The organism is Streptococcus sp. A23 (assembly GCF_043674155.1).
Taxonomy (GTDB): Bacteria; Bacillota; Bacilli; order Lactobacillales; family Streptococcaceae; genus Streptococcus; species Streptococcus suis_V.
The window spans coordinates 119,294-134,081 of record NZ_JBIMJP010000001.1 but is presented as its reverse complement, the minus strand read 5'-3'; the positions used below and the strand labels follow the sequence as shown (position 1 = coordinate 134,081).

General features: G+C 45.2%; 14 protein-coding genes. 5 read left to right on the top strand and 9 right to left on the bottom strand.

All coding sequences use genetic code 11. The features are described from left to right. Positions 1–55 precede the first annotated feature (55 nt). Complete coding sequence (locus ACHBIE_RS00715; RefSeq protein ID WP_105123105.1) at positions 56–691, top strand: MBL fold metallo-hydrolase; 636 nt, start codon at positions 56–58, stop codon at positions 689–691. A gap of 44 nt (positions 692–735) precedes the next feature. On the opposite strand, the gene ftsX is transcribed toward ACHBIE_RS00715, so the two are convergent. From ftsX to ACHBIE_RS00670, 9 genes are all read right to left on the bottom strand, one after another. Beyond that, on the bottom strand, positions 736–1,665 hold the full coding sequence (ftsX, locus tag ACHBIE_RS00710; RefSeq protein WP_125265766.1) for a permease-like cell division protein FtsX: 930 nt from the start codon (positions 1,663–1,665) through the stop codon (positions 736–738). Beyond that, positions 1,658–2,335 carry a cell division ATP-binding protein FtsE gene (gene ftsE / locus ACHBIE_RS00705; protein ID WP_105110314.1) on the bottom strand — a complete coding sequence of 226 codons (678 nt, stop codon included), beginning with the start codon at positions 2,333–2,335 and terminating at the stop codon, positions 1,658–1,660. The genes ftsX and ftsE overlap by 8 nt, the downstream gene beginning before the upstream one ends. A gap of 125 nt (positions 2,336–2,460) precedes the next feature. Next, positions 2,461–3,556 (bottom strand): peptide chain release factor 2 gene (gene prfB, locus ACHBIE_RS00700; protein WP_105110303.1). Its coding sequence is split into 2 segments (ribosomal slippage): positions 2,461–3,483 and positions 3,485–3,556, totalling 1,095 coding nucleotides; the frame shifts between segments, so codons are not numbered across the junction. 35 nt (positions 3,557–3,591) lie between these two features. Further along, the gene (gene queG, locus ACHBIE_RS00695; RefSeq protein WP_394732456.1) at positions 3,592–4,719 is read right to left on the bottom strand and encodes a tRNA epoxyqueuosine(34) reductase QueG; all 1,128 of its coding nucleotides are present in this window, start codon (positions 4,717–4,719) and stop codon (positions 3,592–3,594) included. A gap of 38 nt (positions 4,720–4,757) precedes the next feature. Next, on the bottom strand, positions 4,758–5,246 hold the full coding sequence (locus tag ACHBIE_RS00690; protein ID WP_394732455.1) for a VanZ family protein: 489 nt from the start codon (positions 5,244–5,246) through the stop codon (positions 4,758–4,760). 190 nt (positions 5,247–5,436) lie between these two features. Then, a complete protein-coding gene (locus tag ACHBIE_RS00685; RefSeq protein ID WP_394732454.1) occupies positions 5,437–5,850 on the bottom strand; it encodes a TM2 domain-containing protein in 414 nt (137 codons plus the stop codon). 91 nt (positions 5,851–5,941) lie between these two features. Then, positions 5,942–8,626 (bottom strand): cation-translocating P-type ATPase, encoded by a 2,685-nt coding sequence (locus ACHBIE_RS00680; RefSeq protein WP_394732453.1) that lies wholly within the window; start codon positions 8,624–8,626, stop codon positions 5,942–5,944. Positions 8,627–8,837: 211 nt separating this feature from the next. Further along, positions 8,838–9,224, bottom strand: a complete 387-nt coding sequence (locus ACHBIE_RS00675; protein WP_172067583.1) for a DUF1934 family protein — start codon at positions 9,222–9,224, stop codon at positions 8,838–8,840. Continuing rightward, positions 9,202–10,119 carry a TSUP family transporter gene (locus ACHBIE_RS00670; RefSeq protein WP_394732452.1) on the bottom strand — a complete coding sequence of 306 codons (918 nt, stop codon included), beginning with the start codon at positions 10,117–10,119 and terminating at the stop codon, positions 9,202–9,204. The genes ACHBIE_RS00675 and ACHBIE_RS00670 overlap by 23 nt, the downstream gene beginning before the upstream one ends. A 100-nt stretch (positions 10,120–10,219) precedes the next feature. Between ACHBIE_RS00670 and ACHBIE_RS00665 the strand changes: the two genes are divergently transcribed. The 4 genes from ACHBIE_RS00665 to ACHBIE_RS00650 are packed head-to-tail and all read left to right on the top strand — an operon-like array spanning position 10,220 to position 14,784. Next, positions 10,220–11,533 (top strand): HD domain-containing protein, encoded by a 1,314-nt coding sequence (locus tag ACHBIE_RS00665; protein WP_125265770.1) that lies wholly within the window; start codon positions 10,220–10,222, stop codon positions 11,531–11,533. After that, the gene (yidA, locus tag ACHBIE_RS00660; protein WP_105123098.1) at positions 11,523–12,332 is read left to right on the top strand and encodes a sugar-phosphatase; all 810 of its coding nucleotides are present in this window, start codon (positions 11,523–11,525) and stop codon (positions 12,330–12,332) included. Before ACHBIE_RS00665 ends, yidA begins: the two co-directional genes overlap by 11 nt. Further along, positions 12,332–13,549: an aminoacyltransferase gene (locus ACHBIE_RS00655; protein ID WP_172067581.1), complete on the top strand. Its 1,218-nt coding sequence runs from the start codon at positions 12,332–12,334 to the stop codon at positions 13,547–13,549. The genes yidA and ACHBIE_RS00655 overlap by 1 nt, the downstream gene beginning before the upstream one ends. Then, a complete protein-coding gene (locus ACHBIE_RS00650; RefSeq protein WP_105123096.1) occupies positions 13,549–14,784 on the top strand; it encodes an aminoacyltransferase in 1,236 nt (411 codons plus the stop codon). The genes ACHBIE_RS00655 and ACHBIE_RS00650 overlap by 1 nt, the downstream gene beginning before the upstream one ends. Positions 14,785–14,788: the final 4 nt, after the last annotated feature.

The following is a 14,788-nucleotide window of genomic DNA, read 5'->3' as shown; positions in this document are numbered from 1 at the left end:
ATGCCCCATTTTCTGTTAGACTATTAGATAGAATAAGGAGAGAAAGCGAGCCCCCATGAAAATCCACAAATCTGTCAACCAAGTTGCCACCCAAAACACTTATTATATCGAAAACGATAGCCATCTGCTGGTGGTCGATCCAGGCAGCGATTGGAATAAAATCCAGGCCACTATCGAAAAAATTGGCAAGCCTATCACAGCCATCCTGCTTACCCACACCCACTATGACCACATCCTAAGTCTAGACATCCTGCGTGAGACCTACGGTTTTCCACCCGTTTATGTGGCCGAAAGCGAGGCTAGTTGGCTCTATACTCCGGAGATGAACCTGTCTGGTCTACCCCGTCATGATGATATAGAAAATGTCATCTGCAAGCCCGCAGAGCAAGTTTTCCAATATCAGGAAGACTACCAGCTTGACGGATTTCATTTCAAGGTTGTTCCTACGCCTGGCCACTCGATTGGCGGTGTTTCTTTCATTTTTCCTGAAGTCAAAGCTGTTGTCACCGGCGACGCCCTCTTCCGGGAAAACATCGGCCGCACAGACCTTCCAACCAGCAATTTTGATGATTTGATTGCCGGCATCCAGGAGCATATTTTCACCCTCCCCAACCACTACACAGTCCATCCAGGCCACGGTCAAAACACTACCGTTGCCCACGAGAAAAATTTCAATCCCTTTTTTAGATAATCAAAAATCCTAGGAAGCCAAACTTCTTAGGATTTTTAGTATTCTTAAATTTTTAAATAGCGGTTCATTGAGATAACCGATCCGATTGAACCAATCAACACACCGATGACAACCAGCGCCCCCACCATGATGGGAACAAAGATATCAACCGGAAGTAGGGATAGGTCTTGACTAGCCAAGCTCGCATTCACGGATTTGTAAACCATTTGATAGAGGAAATAGACCAGAGCTGCTGGAAGAGCCGCTCCCAGCAAACCTACCCAAGCTCCCTCCCAGAGGAAAGGACCACGGATGTAGGAATTTTTCGCTCCAACCAGTCGCATAATCTGAATTTCACGACTGCGGGAAATGATGGTAATCCGAATGGTATTGGAAATCAAGAAAATTGCTGTAAAGAGAAGCAAGGCTGCTGCAGCCAGACCCCAGGTCCGAACCATCCCAGCCAACTTAAAGATACGCTCCGTCTCAACCTCTCCATCTCGAACCTCTGTCACACCGTCAATTTTGGCAATTTCAGCCGCCACAGACTTGACATATTGTGGCTCAGTCGTATCAATGATATAGGCATCATAGAGCGGATTGGCATCCCCCTGGAAGAGATTCCAGGTATCACCCAAGGTCGCTGTCAACTTCTGCAACTGCTCATCCTTGCTAGAATAAGTCACCGTCTCAACGTTTGGCAGGGCTGTGATTTTATTGTAAACAGCCTTGAAGTTAGGATTGGCAACTGTCTTACCTTCGTCATCTACAATGGTTTCAGCCTGGTCTGTCGAATTGGCCCGCAAGAATACATTGATACGGACATTGTTTTCCAAATCCGAAGCCAACTTAGCGGTATTGATAATGACAGAAGCAAAGATTCCCACCAAGGTCAGGGTAATGGCCACAGAAGAAACCGCCGCAACCGTCATCCAACCATTTCGTTTGAGACTCTTGAGCGACTCCCATAGATGTCTAAAAAATCGTCTAATCATCGTATCCGTAGTCTCCTTCCGCTTCGTCACGAACCACTCGACCATCCTCAATCGCAATAACGCGATGACGGAGAGTGTTTACAATCTGGCTGTTGTGGGTAGCCATGAGAACCGTTGTCCCCTGCAGATTGATGCGCTCCAGCAAGCTCATGATTTCCCATGAATTTTCCGGGTCCAAGTTACCTGTCGGCTCATCCGCAATCAAGACTTTGGGATTGTTGACAATGGCACGCGCAATGGCAATCCGCTGCTGCTCACCACCTGAAAGCTCATTCGGGAAAGTACGGATCTTGTGCTTAAGTCCCACCAGGTCCAAAACTTCCATGACACGTTTTTTGATGTTACGCGGTTTTTCACCGATAACTTCCATGGCATAGGCGATATTCTCATAGACCGTTTTCTTAGGCAAGAGCTTGTAGTCCTGGAAGACAACTCCCACACTACGACGGAGGAGGGGAACATCCTTTTTCTTGATCTTAGCAAGGTTGAAATTCCCAACCGTCAAGCTACCTTTATCCAATTTTTCTTCACGGTAGAGGAGTTTGATGAAGGTAGACTTCCCTGCTCCTGATGGTCCAACGATGTAGGCAAACTCGCCCGCATCGACATTGATGGACACTCCGCGAAGAGCAGTCGTTCCGTTACTATATTTCTTGGTAACGTCCTTCATTTCAATAATACGTCTTGGAGCGGCCGGCTGATCTGAGTCTAGATAGCGACCACTCGCATTTCTTCTATTTTTCTTTTTAAAAATTCCCATAGAATTTCCTGTCTGTGACAGTCCTTTCTGTATTCTTAGCTAATCCGCCATTTGAGATAGGCATCGATGAAACCTTCAATGTCTCCATCCATGACCTTATCGACTTGAGCCACTTCAAATCCCGTCCGATGGTCTTTGACCATAGTATAAGGCGTAAAGACGTAAGAACGAATTTGGCTTCCCCAAGTGATTTCTTTCTTGTCACCCTTGAGCGAATCGACTTCTGCCGCCTTCTTCTCCTGCTCCAATTGATACAATTTAGCCTGCAGGAGTTTCATAGCCCGGTCACGGTTGCCATACTGGGTACGATCCACGGTTGATTGGGTCACAATTCCTGTCGGAATGTGGGTCAAACGCACACCGGTCGACACCTTGTTGACATTCTGACCACCGGCACCACCCGAACGGAAGGTATCCATCTTGACTTCATCATCACGGATTTCAATTTCAATAGTATCGTCCAACTCAGGCATGACTTCAACAGACGTGAAGGAGGTATGGCGACGCTTGGCTGAGTCAAAGGGAGAAATCCGCACCAAACGGTGGACACCCATTTCTGACTTAAGCAACCCGTAGGCATTTGGTCCTGTGAAACTAAGCGTCACAGACTTGATACCAGCCTCGTCACCCGCTTGATAATCCAGCGTTTCGACTGTAAAACCTTTGGCATTACCATAACGCTGGTACATGCGCAAGAGCATCTCACCCCAATCCTGTGCTTCTGTTCCACCAGAGCCCGGATGGATTTCCAAGATGGCATTGTTGTGGTCATAGGGCTCAGACAGGAGCAAGGTCATCTCGTAGCTGGTCATGAGCTTGTCTAGCTCCGCCAATTTTTCAACCAATTCTTCACGAACCGACTCATCCTCCGCTAGGAAATCCAAGAGAATTTCAGCCTCGTCGTAGAGGTCAATCATCTGATGGAAATTTCCATAGGTATTTTTCAGTTCATTTAATTCTTGAGAGGTTTTCTGAGCCGCCAAATTATCATTCCAAAAATCTGGCTCCGTCATCTTATTCTCAAGAATGGCAATCTCTTCTTCCAGACCTTCTAAGTCAAAGAGACCTCCTAAATGATGTTAATTTGTTGCCAAGCTCTTCCAGCTTTTGGCGAATTTCTGCTGTATCCATAAGTACCTCGTTCAAAATTTTATCTTTTCATTATATCATAGTTGCCTAGATTTCACCAGTTCTAAGAAAGCAGCCTGCTCCGCACGCACATCCTCATGATCAGAAGTCAGACTTGCGATAAAGTCTACCAGCTCCTGATTGGGTTGCTTAACCAGCTGGCTCAGAGCCCAAATCGCTGTCGCCATGTGGATCGGATTTTGCTTCTTATCAATGATTTCAATCAGTTTGGGAATGGCAGAGCGGTCATTTGCATTTGCCAGTGCAATAATAGCATTGCGCTGGAGAATATTTTTCCCCCGCCAAGAGCCCGCAATCATACCAAATTTTTCCTTGAATTGCCCATTGGACAAGTTCAGAAAGGGAATTAACTCCGGCTCAGCCAAATCGGGATCCACTTCTACTACAGGGGGACTGGAAATTCCCTTGTTGTAAGGACAACAAATCTGGCAAATATCGCAACCGTAGATAACAGTCTTGATTTTCTTGCGAAATTCCAAGTCCATCATGCCCTTGTCCTGAGTTTGAAAGGACAGACATCGTCGCGCATCCATGGTCGAATCTCCAATCAGGCAGGAGGTCGGACAGGCCTCAACGCAGCGGTTGCAATCACCACAGTCATAATCAACTGGCTGGTCGGGTTCAATGTCCAGATTGGTCACTAATTCCCCAAGAAACATATAGGAACCAAATTCCTTGGAGATGACCAAGCCATTTTTGCCGATAAAGCCAATACCTGCCCGTCTGGCTACAGCCGTATCAACGAGGGCGCCCGTATCTACCATGGCCTTGTATTCCAAGCCCTCGGTCAGTTGTTCGATGCCGCGAGCCAAGCGCTCCAACTTATCTTGGAGAATATAATGATAATCCAAGCCCCAAGAATTGGGTGTAATCTTACCGCGCTTGTGCTGGGTTTTGACAGGCTTGACCGGCAAGTGACGTGGATAGGCTACAGCAATGGAGATAATGGTCTTGGCGGATTCTAAACTTAATCTTGGCCGAATCCGTTCCTCAATATTCTTATGCTCAAAACCTGTTGTTCGCCCCTCTTCGACTCCAGCCCTCAGGGATTTTTCCAAATAATCAAAATCATCCGCTGTGGTGAAGCCAATTTTAGAAATGCCAATTTCTTGGGACAATTTGATAATTTCTTCTTTGATTGTCATTATGTCTATTGTAACAAATTTAGTATATGTTTTTCAAGCTAGTAGATATAAAAATAAGTTAAAAGAATGAAGAAAATTGTAGCCAGGCCAGCAAAAATAGTCATTCTCCAGTAGGCCTTTTCCCGCCAAACAGCCGTCGCCTGGTACATGAGGTTAATCCCAATGGCTCCGCCCAGACCATTTGCCAGCAGGTCCGTGATGTCTGCCACCCCCAACAGGAGCAGGTATTGCACCACTTCAAAGCCCAGACTGGCCAGCAGAATGACAGCTAAATTTCGCTCCCACTCGGCCTTCCGAAAGATTATTTCCATGTAGAACCCAAAGGGAATAAAGCTGGCAATATTAAAAATGATTTCTGGATAATCCAGAACACCATGATAAACAGCCGTCCCAGCAAAAGGAATAAGATTGAGACTGGCATAGCCATAGCGACCGTACAAAGTGGACAAATCCATCTTAAAAACGATGATCCAAATCAGCGCCAGCAGATAGATAATAAAAGAAATTCGTGCTATCTTTCTTGTCATCATGACTCCTCCCTTCAAGCTACATATCAAACCCGAGTTCACCGTTAACTGATATAAAAGTGTCCATCTGTGAACACAAGCTCTATCATTATACCACAAATAGAAGGTTCAAAAATGACACTTCTGTGACAAAATCAGCTCAAACTTTCCACACCTGTAAAGAAAGAAAACCCGGTCAGACCGAGTTTCGCTAAATATGATGCCCTTCTTGAAAGGCCTTAAATTCATAAATCTGTTTCATCAGACGCTGGTAATTGGCCTCCTTACAAGCCTTCATAATCAAAAAGCAGTCGATTAGTTTCCAGAGGTAAATCAAAGGCAGAAGTAGAAAACCAACCAAGACAAACATAAGGACAAAGGTAATGCCCATGGCAGCCAGCTTGAGAAATCCTAATTCCTTATTTCCAACATAAAAACGGTCCACTCCCAATTCACCAAAGAAAATAGCCAACAAGAGAGCCACCAGAGGATTCTTCAAGGGTACCATCATCAAAGCATTGAGAGCTGAATCGTCAAGACCAGCCAGTTCCTGCTGCAAGAGGGGCAATTTTTCACTAGGGAAAGACGAGCTGTTGTTCAAAACATAGGTTTGTGGGTAATTCATAAAAACTCCTTTCCTCTAGTTTACCACTCCCTTATGCCAACTTCAACAAAAAAACTAACCCAGTTTCCTGAGTTAGCTCATTCTATTCAAATCAGATAGCTTTTTCATCCAAGCCTATCTTGCGTTGAACAAATTTAACAATCTCAACAATCACCACCATGAGAATTGAACCAACGATAGCTACAAGCCATTGGGTTGGAGTCAATACTGCCACGCGGAAGAATTTGCTAATAGCTGGAACAACAATAGTAACCATCAAGAGCAAGAAGGCAGCAACGATAGACCAGTTGAAGAGCTTGTTCTTGAATGGTCCAACGGTAAAGATGGATTGGTAAACAGACTTCACGTTGAAGGCATGTACCAATTGGATCAGACCAAGTGTCAAGTAAGCCATTGTGAGGGCATCAGCGTGGATTTCTTCATAGGTTGCATGCTCTGGGAATACTAAGGCAAACCAGTACACGCCCAATACAAGGGCAGCTTGCAAAATACCTTGGTAGATGACAGAGCTGAGAACACCACCTGAGAAGAAGCTTGAGTTACGACCACGAGGTTTGTGCTGCATAACACCTGGCTCAGCAGGTTCAACACCAAGGGCGATAGCTGGAAGTGTATCTGTTACCAAGTTAATCCAAAGAAGGTGAACCGGTTCCAAAACGTCCCAACCAAAGAGGGTTGCAAGGAAGATACACAATACCTCAGCAGTGTTAGCTGACAAAAGATACTGAATCGTTTTTTGGATGTTTGAGAAGACTTTACGCCCTTCTTCAACCGCTACGATGATAGTTGCAAAGTTATCATCTGCAAGGACCATATCAGAGGCACCTTTTGAAACTTCCGTACCTGTGATACCCATACCGATACCGATGTCGGCTGTCTTAAGCGATGGTGCATCGTTTACACCGTCACCAGTCATGGCAACAACCTTACCGTCATTCTGCCAAGCCTTAACGATACGAACCTTGTGCTCTGGAGACACACGCGCATAAACTGAATATTGCTTGAAGACTTTTTGGAACTCTTCGTCTGTCAATTCGTTTAGCTCAGCACCTGTAAATACGTGGTCCTCTGTATCGTTTTCATCGATGATACCAAGACGCTTAGCAATAGCCTCAGCTGTATCTTGGTGGTCACCGGTAATCATGATTGGACGGATACCCGCTTCTTTCGCGACACGAACCGCCTCAGCAGCCTCTGGACGCTCAGGGTCAATCATACCAACCAAACCTGAGAAGACAAGGTCATTTTCCACAATTTCAGATTCCAATTCTGGGATAGCATCCACATACTTGTAAGCCATCATGAGGACACGAAGAGCTTGCTTAGCAAGTGATTTGTTGGTTGCAAGAATAGCATCCTTGTCCGCATCTGTAATCGGACGGATAGTACCATTTTCTTCGATCTGAGTCACACGTTTGAGCAACTGATCTGGTGCACCTTTTACCGCTACAAAGAAATTGCCTGCAGCTTGTTGGTGAATGGTAGACATCAATTTACGTGTTGAGTCAAATGGCAATTCAGCCACACGTGGCTCGCTAGCCAAAACTTCACGAACATCGAAGGATTTGTCCAAACCAAATTGAACAAGAGCAGTTTCAGTTGGGTCACCAATCAATTTACCAGTTGGGTCAACCTTTGTATCGTTGGCGAAGTTCATAACACGAAGAGTCGTGTTTGATGCATCGATTGCTTCGCTTGCATCCACCAATTGACCATTTGTGTAGACTTTTTCTACGGTCATTTGGTTCATGGTCAAGGTACCAGTCTTATCTGATGCGATGATTTCTGTTGAACCAAGTGTTTCAACCGCTGGCAACTTACGGATAATAGAATTCCGTTTAGCCAATACTTGGGTGCCAAGCGAGAGGACAACAGTAACAATAGCTGGCAAACCTTCTGGAATTGCCGCAACCGCAAGGGCAACGGATGTCATAAGGGCTGGCAAAATACCTTCACCACGGACAAATACAGATACCAACATGGTGATAACTGCAATAATCAAAACGGCGTAGGTCAAGACCTTAGACAATTGGTGCAAGTTTTGCTTAAGTGGTGTGTCTGTCTCATCAGCATTTGCCAACATGCCCGCAATGTGACCAACCTCAGTAAACATACCTGTGTTGGTTACCACACCAAGACCGCGACCGTAGGTCACGTTTGAGTTTTGGTAGGCCATATTGACACGGTCACCGATTGGCGCATCTTCTGCCAATTCAACACTCAAGTCCTTATCAACAGGAACAGATTCACCAGTAAGAGCGGCTTCTTCGATTTTGAGGGAGTTAGCTTCCAACAAACGCATATCAGCTGGAACGACATCACCTGCTTCGAGCAAGACGATATCACCTGGAACCAATTCTTTTGAATCCACCTCAGTGACATGGTTATCGCGAAGGACACGCGCCACTGGGCTAGACATGTTTTTAAGAGCTTCGATGGCTGCCTCAGCTTGACCTTCTTGGTAAACACCGAAGGCTGCGTTGAGGATAACAACGGCCAAGATGATGATGGCATCTGTCAAACCGTGTGAACCTTCAGTGATAACTGTAAGAATAGCTGCACCGATCAAGATGATAATCATCAAGTCCTTGAACTGGTCTAGGAATTTAGCCAGAAGGGTACGTTTTTCACCCTCATCCAATTCGTTACGACCATATTCTCCCAGACGCTTACCAGCTTCGTCGCTGGTCAAACCGTCCAAGGATGAACCTAAGCTAGACAATACTTGCTCTTCGCTTTGAGTATAAAACAAATCGCGTTTTTGTTCTTTTGACACTGTTTTTCTCCTTTTCGATCCCCTTTTTACTTAAAGAAATAAAAAAGAGACCTGTTTTATTAAAACAAGTCTCGCTATTTAAGATAGTGCCGGAAACGATTTTCGGATTGACGACACTATCACGGACAAGTCCGTTAGCTACTCCCTCGATTTATCCTCTATTATACCAAAATTTTTTGACAGGTCAAATAGATTTACACTTGAAAACGTTTTATTTCCAAGAAATTTCCATTTGATAGGAAGCAAAGAGTAGCTGGTTCTCTAGTCCCTTCAAATCGTAAGCCAGTAAAACCGATTGATTTTCCCTATCTAGCTGGTAGCCTTTGGTATGGGTCACAAAATGCTGGATACCCATGGGCGTGGGAATGGTCACGATAGCCTCACCATCCGCCAGAAAGCGCATAATGGACTTGGGATTGGAAAAGCGCGTCATGGTTAGCTCGGCCTCACCACATTTAATCGCTACTTTTTCCTTCTCATCATTGGTATAGAGCAGATAGAGGGAACCGTCTTTTTCCTTGACATCTACCGGAAAGACCTGATCTACCACTTCTAGCTGACCGTCCAGGTCAATTTCATTTCTCAAGCGAATCTGCATATACTTTCTCCTGTTTGGCATTTTTGATAAAGGATGAGCGGAGCAACATGAGGCCTGTATAGGCTGCGATGAAAACAACCAGCACTTTCAGCTTATTTATATCGAGATTGGACAGGAAGAAGGCCGCTGTCAGAACGCCAAGCACTCCTCCCAGGATAATTCCTGGAACGCCTGGCCAATTGACACGACCAGACTGAATAAATTGTCGTGCACCTGCTGATAACATGACTGCCGCATTGAGCATCATAACAGGCAGAGCTACTGCTGGACTGATACCCATCAGGGAAAAGAAAATCAATTCCGGTGCATAATTTCCAAGGCCCATGCTAAGCAACATGCCAATGAAAAAGTCAAAGATGATGCCGACCAACAATTTCCAGCCCATCAAACCGCGAACGGCGTTATCTAGGTCAGCACCAGGATTAGTTATCATACGATAGACCATGATGCCCGCCGCCACTAGCAACAAAATCCCCAAGACACGCTGAACCTTGCGGGTATCCCAATCTTGACTCACCCGTGCACCAACCGAGGCTCCAGCAAAGGCTGCTATAGCGAGAGGTACTAGGGTGGTCATTTCCACCTCAACAATAGTGATGAAAATCAAGGACTCTATCAAAATTGGAATAATGTGGGCCGTGGTCATAGTTGCTGGAATTTTCCGGTCGTCCTGGATGATTTTGGTCGCCTTGAGGAGACTGGTGGTCGTCGCAAAGGTTCCAATCCCCAAGGTATCCAACAAGTCCGTCACAAAGCCAATACCAAACCCTGTCCAAAAACGGTCTGTTATAGATATTTTATGCTTGCAGATATGGGAAAAAATCAAATAAAGCATGTAAATAATCAAGCTCATCAGCAAGAACTGAATGGCACGCAAAATAAGTTGATCTGTCATTCCTCCATTATACTCAAAAACTGCACCGGGGTACATCTCAATATCCTTGTAGTGTCTCAAATTGAAGAAAAAAATCTATTTTTTTGCTATAATGAAGGTTATGATTGAAAAAGTTTTTCGTGATCCGGTTCATAACTACGTCCATGTGGACCATGAACTTATCTACAAACTAATTAACAGCAAGGAATTTCAACGACTGCGCCGCATCAAGCAATTGGGAACCACTTCCTATACCTTCCATGGTGGTGAGCACAGCCGTTTTTCCCACTGTCTCGGTGCCTATGAAATTGCCAGACGGATTACCCAAAAATTTGAAGACAAGTATGCCGAACTCTGGGACCCGTCTGATTCTCTACTGACCATGGTGGCTGCTCTCTTGCATGATGTGGGCCACGGGGCTTATTCCCACACTTTTGAGCGCCTCTTTGATACCGACCACGAGGAAATGACCTGCGCCATCATTAGCAGTCCAGAAACAGAAATAAACAGCATTCTGAGGCAGGTATCCCCTGATTTTCCAGATAAAGTCGCCAGCGTCATTAACCATACCTATCCCAATAAACAGGTGGTCCAGTTGATTTCCAGCCAGATTGATGTGGACAGAATGGACTACCTCCTTCGGGATTCCTACTTTACAGGAACCAACTATGGGGAATTCGATTTGACCCGCATTCTCCGAGTTATTCGTCCGACTGAAAATGGCATTGCCTTTAAGGAGTCGGGGATGCATGCGGTGGAAGACTATGTCCTCAGCCGTTACCAGATGTATATGCAGGTCTACTTCCACCCAGCCAGCCGCTCTATGGAGGTCCTGCTGCAAAACCTGCTCAACCGTGCTAAATTGCTCTATACTAGCGAGCAGGATTTCTTTGCCAGAACCTCACCACGACTGCTGCCATTTTTCGAACATCGCATTACCCTAGCAGACTACTTGTCCTTGGACGACGGGGTTATGAATACCTACTTCCAGTCTTGGGTTGACGGACCAGACCGCATTTTGTCGGACCTGGCCCAGCGCTATATCAATCGTAAGGTCTTCAAGTCCATTACCTTTAAGGCCGAGCAAGAGGCTCAATTAGACTCTCTTCGCAGCCTGGTGGCCGATGTCGGCTTTGACCCCGAATACTATACAGCTATCCACCATAATTTTGACCTGCCTTACGATATCTACAGGCCCAATGCCGAGAAAAAACGGACCCAGATTGAAATCCACCGCAAGGATGAGATTTTGGTAGAACTATCTGCCCTCTCTCCTATCGTCGCTGCCCTATCTGGAACCATCCATGGCGACAGCCGTTTCTATTTCCCCAAGGAAATGCTGGATGAGTCTGGGATTTTCTCCCAGCAAACAGCGGCATTTATCAGCCATGTTCACAATGATCAATTTGTAATTGGAGACCAACATGACCATTAAACTAGTTGCTATCGACATCGACGGCACCCTCTTAAACAGCCAACACGAAATCACACCTGAGGTCTTCCAGGCTATTCAGGATGCTAAAAAAGCAGGTGTCAAAATTGTTATCGCCACAGGACGACCTATTTCTGGTGTCCGTGCAATCCTAGACCAGCTCAACCTGACAGAGGCTGGTGATTACGTAATCACCTTCAACGGTGGCTTAGTCCAGGATGCAGCTACCGGCGAGGATATTGTCAAAGACACGCTTTCATACGATGATTATTTGGATATTGAACTGGCTGCCCGCAAGCTCAACTTGCCTATGCATGCAAGCACCAAGGAAGGCATGTACACTGCTAACCGCAATATCGGCAAGTACACTGTCTATGAGGCCATGTTGGTGAGCTCGCCGGTCTTTTATAGAACCTCAGAGGAAATGGTGGGCAAGGAAATAATCAAATGCATGATGGTCGATGAGGCTGAAGTACTAGATGCTGCTATTCCACAACTACCTAGCAACCTGACAGATAAGTACAATGTCGCAAAATCAGCCCCATTTTACTTAGAAATCACACCTAAGACAGTCAATAAGGGCCAGGCCATTATTCAGCTGGCTGCTAAATTAGGCCTGACTATGGATCAGACCATGGCCATCGGCGACCAGGAAAACGACCGCTCTATGCTAGAGGTGGTTGGCAGTCCTGTTGTCATGGAAAATGGCAATTCCGAATTGAAAAAAATCGCCAAGTACATTACCAAATCAAATGACGAATCGGGCGTTGCCTACGCCCTTAGAGAGTGGGTATTAGACTAATGTTTACATATAAAATCGGCATCTCCGCCGAGGAACACGATCAATTTGTAAAAATCCATGAACAGGTCAACCTCCTGCAAAGCAGCTCCTGGGCAAAGATTAAGGACAACTGGGGAAATGAGCGCTTGGGATTCTACCAAGATGACAGTTTAGTGGCCGTTGCTTCTGTCCTAATCCGCCCCTTACCTGCTGGCCTTAGCATGCTCTATATTCCACGTGGTCCGATTATGGACTACTCAAACCAAGACTTGGTTCAATTTGTCCTTGCTTCTCTAAAAAAATTCGGCAAAATCAAGCGAGCCCTCTTCATTAAATTTGACCCAGCCCTCCTACTCAAACAGTACAAAATTGGACAAGAAGTTGAAGAAAACCCTACAACCCTTGCACAACTAGCCATTCTCCAAAAGGCAGGCGCTGAATGGACAGGACGGACTCAGGATATGGCACAAAGTATCCAACCCCGTTTTCAAGCTAATATCCACAGGGACTACTTTTCCGACGAAACTCTGTCGAAAAGCACACGCCAAACCATTCGCACATCCTTGAATAAAGGACTTGTAGTTCAAGTTGGGGGCGTCGAATGGCTAGATGAATTTGCTGCACTCATGAAAAAAACTGAGAAACGCAAATCAATCTCTTTGAGAGATAAAGCCTATTATGAAAAAATACTGACAACCTATCCAGAACATTCCTTTATAACCATTACGCAGTTGGATTTAGATAAACGTTATAGCACACTCCTTGCTCAAAAAGAGAAATTGACACAGGAAGCTCTTAAATTTACAGAAAAGACTAAGCCAGGTAAGCGATCCCAAAATAGGGAAGATACAGAAAAAACATTAGAAGAACTGGCTTTCCTGGAAAAGAAATTAGCTGAGGGGCATCACCTTGCCTCTCTTGCTGCAACACTTTCAGTTGATTTTGGCCCAACTTCTGACAATCTCTATGCTGGAATGGATGAAGAATACCGCCGTTACCAACCTGCCATTCTGACTTGGTATGAAACAGCAAGACAGGCGTTTAATCGCGGTGCCTCATGGCAAAATATGGGAGGGATTGAAAACCAACTAGATGGTGGACTCTTTAGTTATAAATCAAAATTCAACCCTCTCATTGAAGAGTATCTTGGGGAATTTACCGTCCCAGTAAATCGCTTCCTCTACAAATTAACAACCACCGCCTATACAATCCGAAAACAATTAAGGAACCGACACTAATGCAGCTAATTGAACTGAATTTAGTAGATTATCAGAAACATGCCAATCAAGTTTCACAGCGTTCATTCATGCAAACGGAGGAGATGGCTGAACTCCTAAGAAGACGTGGCATGGATGTTCGCTATATCGGCCTGACTGACAAAGGGCAAACTCTTGTATCTGCTATTATCTATGCAATTCCGATGACCGGTGGCCTCCATCTGGAAATTAATTCTGGACCTGTTTGCCAAGACCCGGCATACTTGCACCACTTCTACCGCTTGCTCAAAACCTATGCCAAAGAACGCGGTGCCTTGCAAGTCTTAGTCAAACCCTATGACAGCTACCAAACCTTTGACAGCGACGGAAAGGCTACTGGGCCTGAACAGCCAGATCGTATCAAAGACTTGACCGACAACGGATTCTTACACGACGGACTTTTGACAGGTTATCCAGGAGGAGAACCAGACTGGCACTATGTAAAAGACCTGTCAACCTTGACTCAAGATAGCTTGTTTGCGTCCTTTAGTAAGAAAGGAAAAACACTCGTCAAGAAAACCAATAGTTTTGGACTAACGATCCGTGAGTTGGACAGAGACCAACTGGAACGATTCAAAGCCATCACTTCCGCCACCTCAGAAAGAAGAGAATATCCAGATAAATCTCTAGACTATTACCAAGACTTTTTCGATGCCTTTGGCGAAAAGGCTGCCTTCACTATGGCTAGCATTAACTTCCGCGTCTATCTCCAACACTTGGAAGATAGCCAAAAGCAGGTCCAACAAAAATTGGATGCTGTCCAAGAAGAACTAGATAAGAATTCAAATTCTAGAAAAAAACAAAACGAGCACCGCGAGTTGACCAGCCAGGTAATGAGCTTTGAAACCCGCAAAGAAGAAGCCTTGAAATGGATTGACCAGTATGGCGAAGCTGATATCGATCTAGCAGCCAGCCTTTTCGTCTATACCGACCATGAACTTGTCTATCTCTTCAGCGGTTCACTGACAGAATTCAATGCTTTTTATGCCCCTGTTGCCCTTCAAGAATTCGCTATGCGAAAAGCCCTAGATAAAAATATCCCTTTCTACAACCTTTTAGGCATTCGTGGAGAATTTGATGGCTCCGATGGCGTTCTCCGTTTCAAACAAAACTTTAATGGGACAATCGTACGAAAAATGGGAACCTTTCGTTACTACCCACATCCTATAAAATATAAACTCATTCGCTCCTTAAAAACTATTTTAGGCAGAAAATAAAGGA

Coding starts and splice junctions, on each gene's coding strand:
- ACHBIE_RS00715 (WP_105123105.1), top strand. CDS start 56: ATGAAAATCCACAAATCTGTCAACCAAGTTGCCACCCAAAACACTTAT.
- ftsX (WP_125265766.1), bottom strand. CDS start 1,665: ATGATTAGACGATTTTTTAGACATCTATGGGAGTCGCTCAAGAGTCTC.
- ftsE (WP_105110314.1), bottom strand. CDS start 2,335: ATGAAGGACGTTACCAAGAAATATAGTAACGGAACGACTGCTCTTCGC.
- queG (WP_394732456.1), bottom strand. CDS start 4,719: ATGACAATCAAAGAAGAAATTATCAAATTGTCCCAAGAAATTGGCATT.
- ACHBIE_RS00690 (WP_394732455.1), bottom strand. CDS start 5,246: ATGACAAGAAAGATAGCACGAATTTCTTTTATTATCTATCTGCTGGCG.
- ACHBIE_RS00685 (WP_394732454.1), bottom strand. CDS start 5,850: ATGAATTACCCACAAACCTATGTTTTGAACAACAGCTCGTCTTTCCCT.
- ACHBIE_RS00675 (WP_172067583.1), bottom strand. CDS start 9,224: ATGCAGATTCGCTTGAGAAATGAAATTGACCTGGACGGTCAGCTAGAA.
- ACHBIE_RS00670 (WP_394732452.1), bottom strand. CDS start 10,119: ATGACAGATCAACTTATTTTGCGTGCCATTCAGTTCTTGCTGATGAGC.
- ACHBIE_RS00665 (WP_125265770.1), top strand. CDS start 10,220: ATGATTGAAAAAGTTTTTCGTGATCCGGTTCATAACTACGTCCATGTG.
- yidA (WP_105123098.1), top strand. CDS start 11,523: ATGACCATTAAACTAGTTGCTATCGACATCGACGGCACCCTCTTAAAC.
- ACHBIE_RS00655 (WP_172067581.1), top strand. CDS start 12,332: ATGTTTACATATAAAATCGGCATCTCCGCCGAGGAACACGATCAATTT.
- ACHBIE_RS00650 (WP_105123096.1), top strand. CDS start 13,549: ATGCAGCTAATTGAACTGAATTTAGTAGATTATCAGAAACATGCCAAT.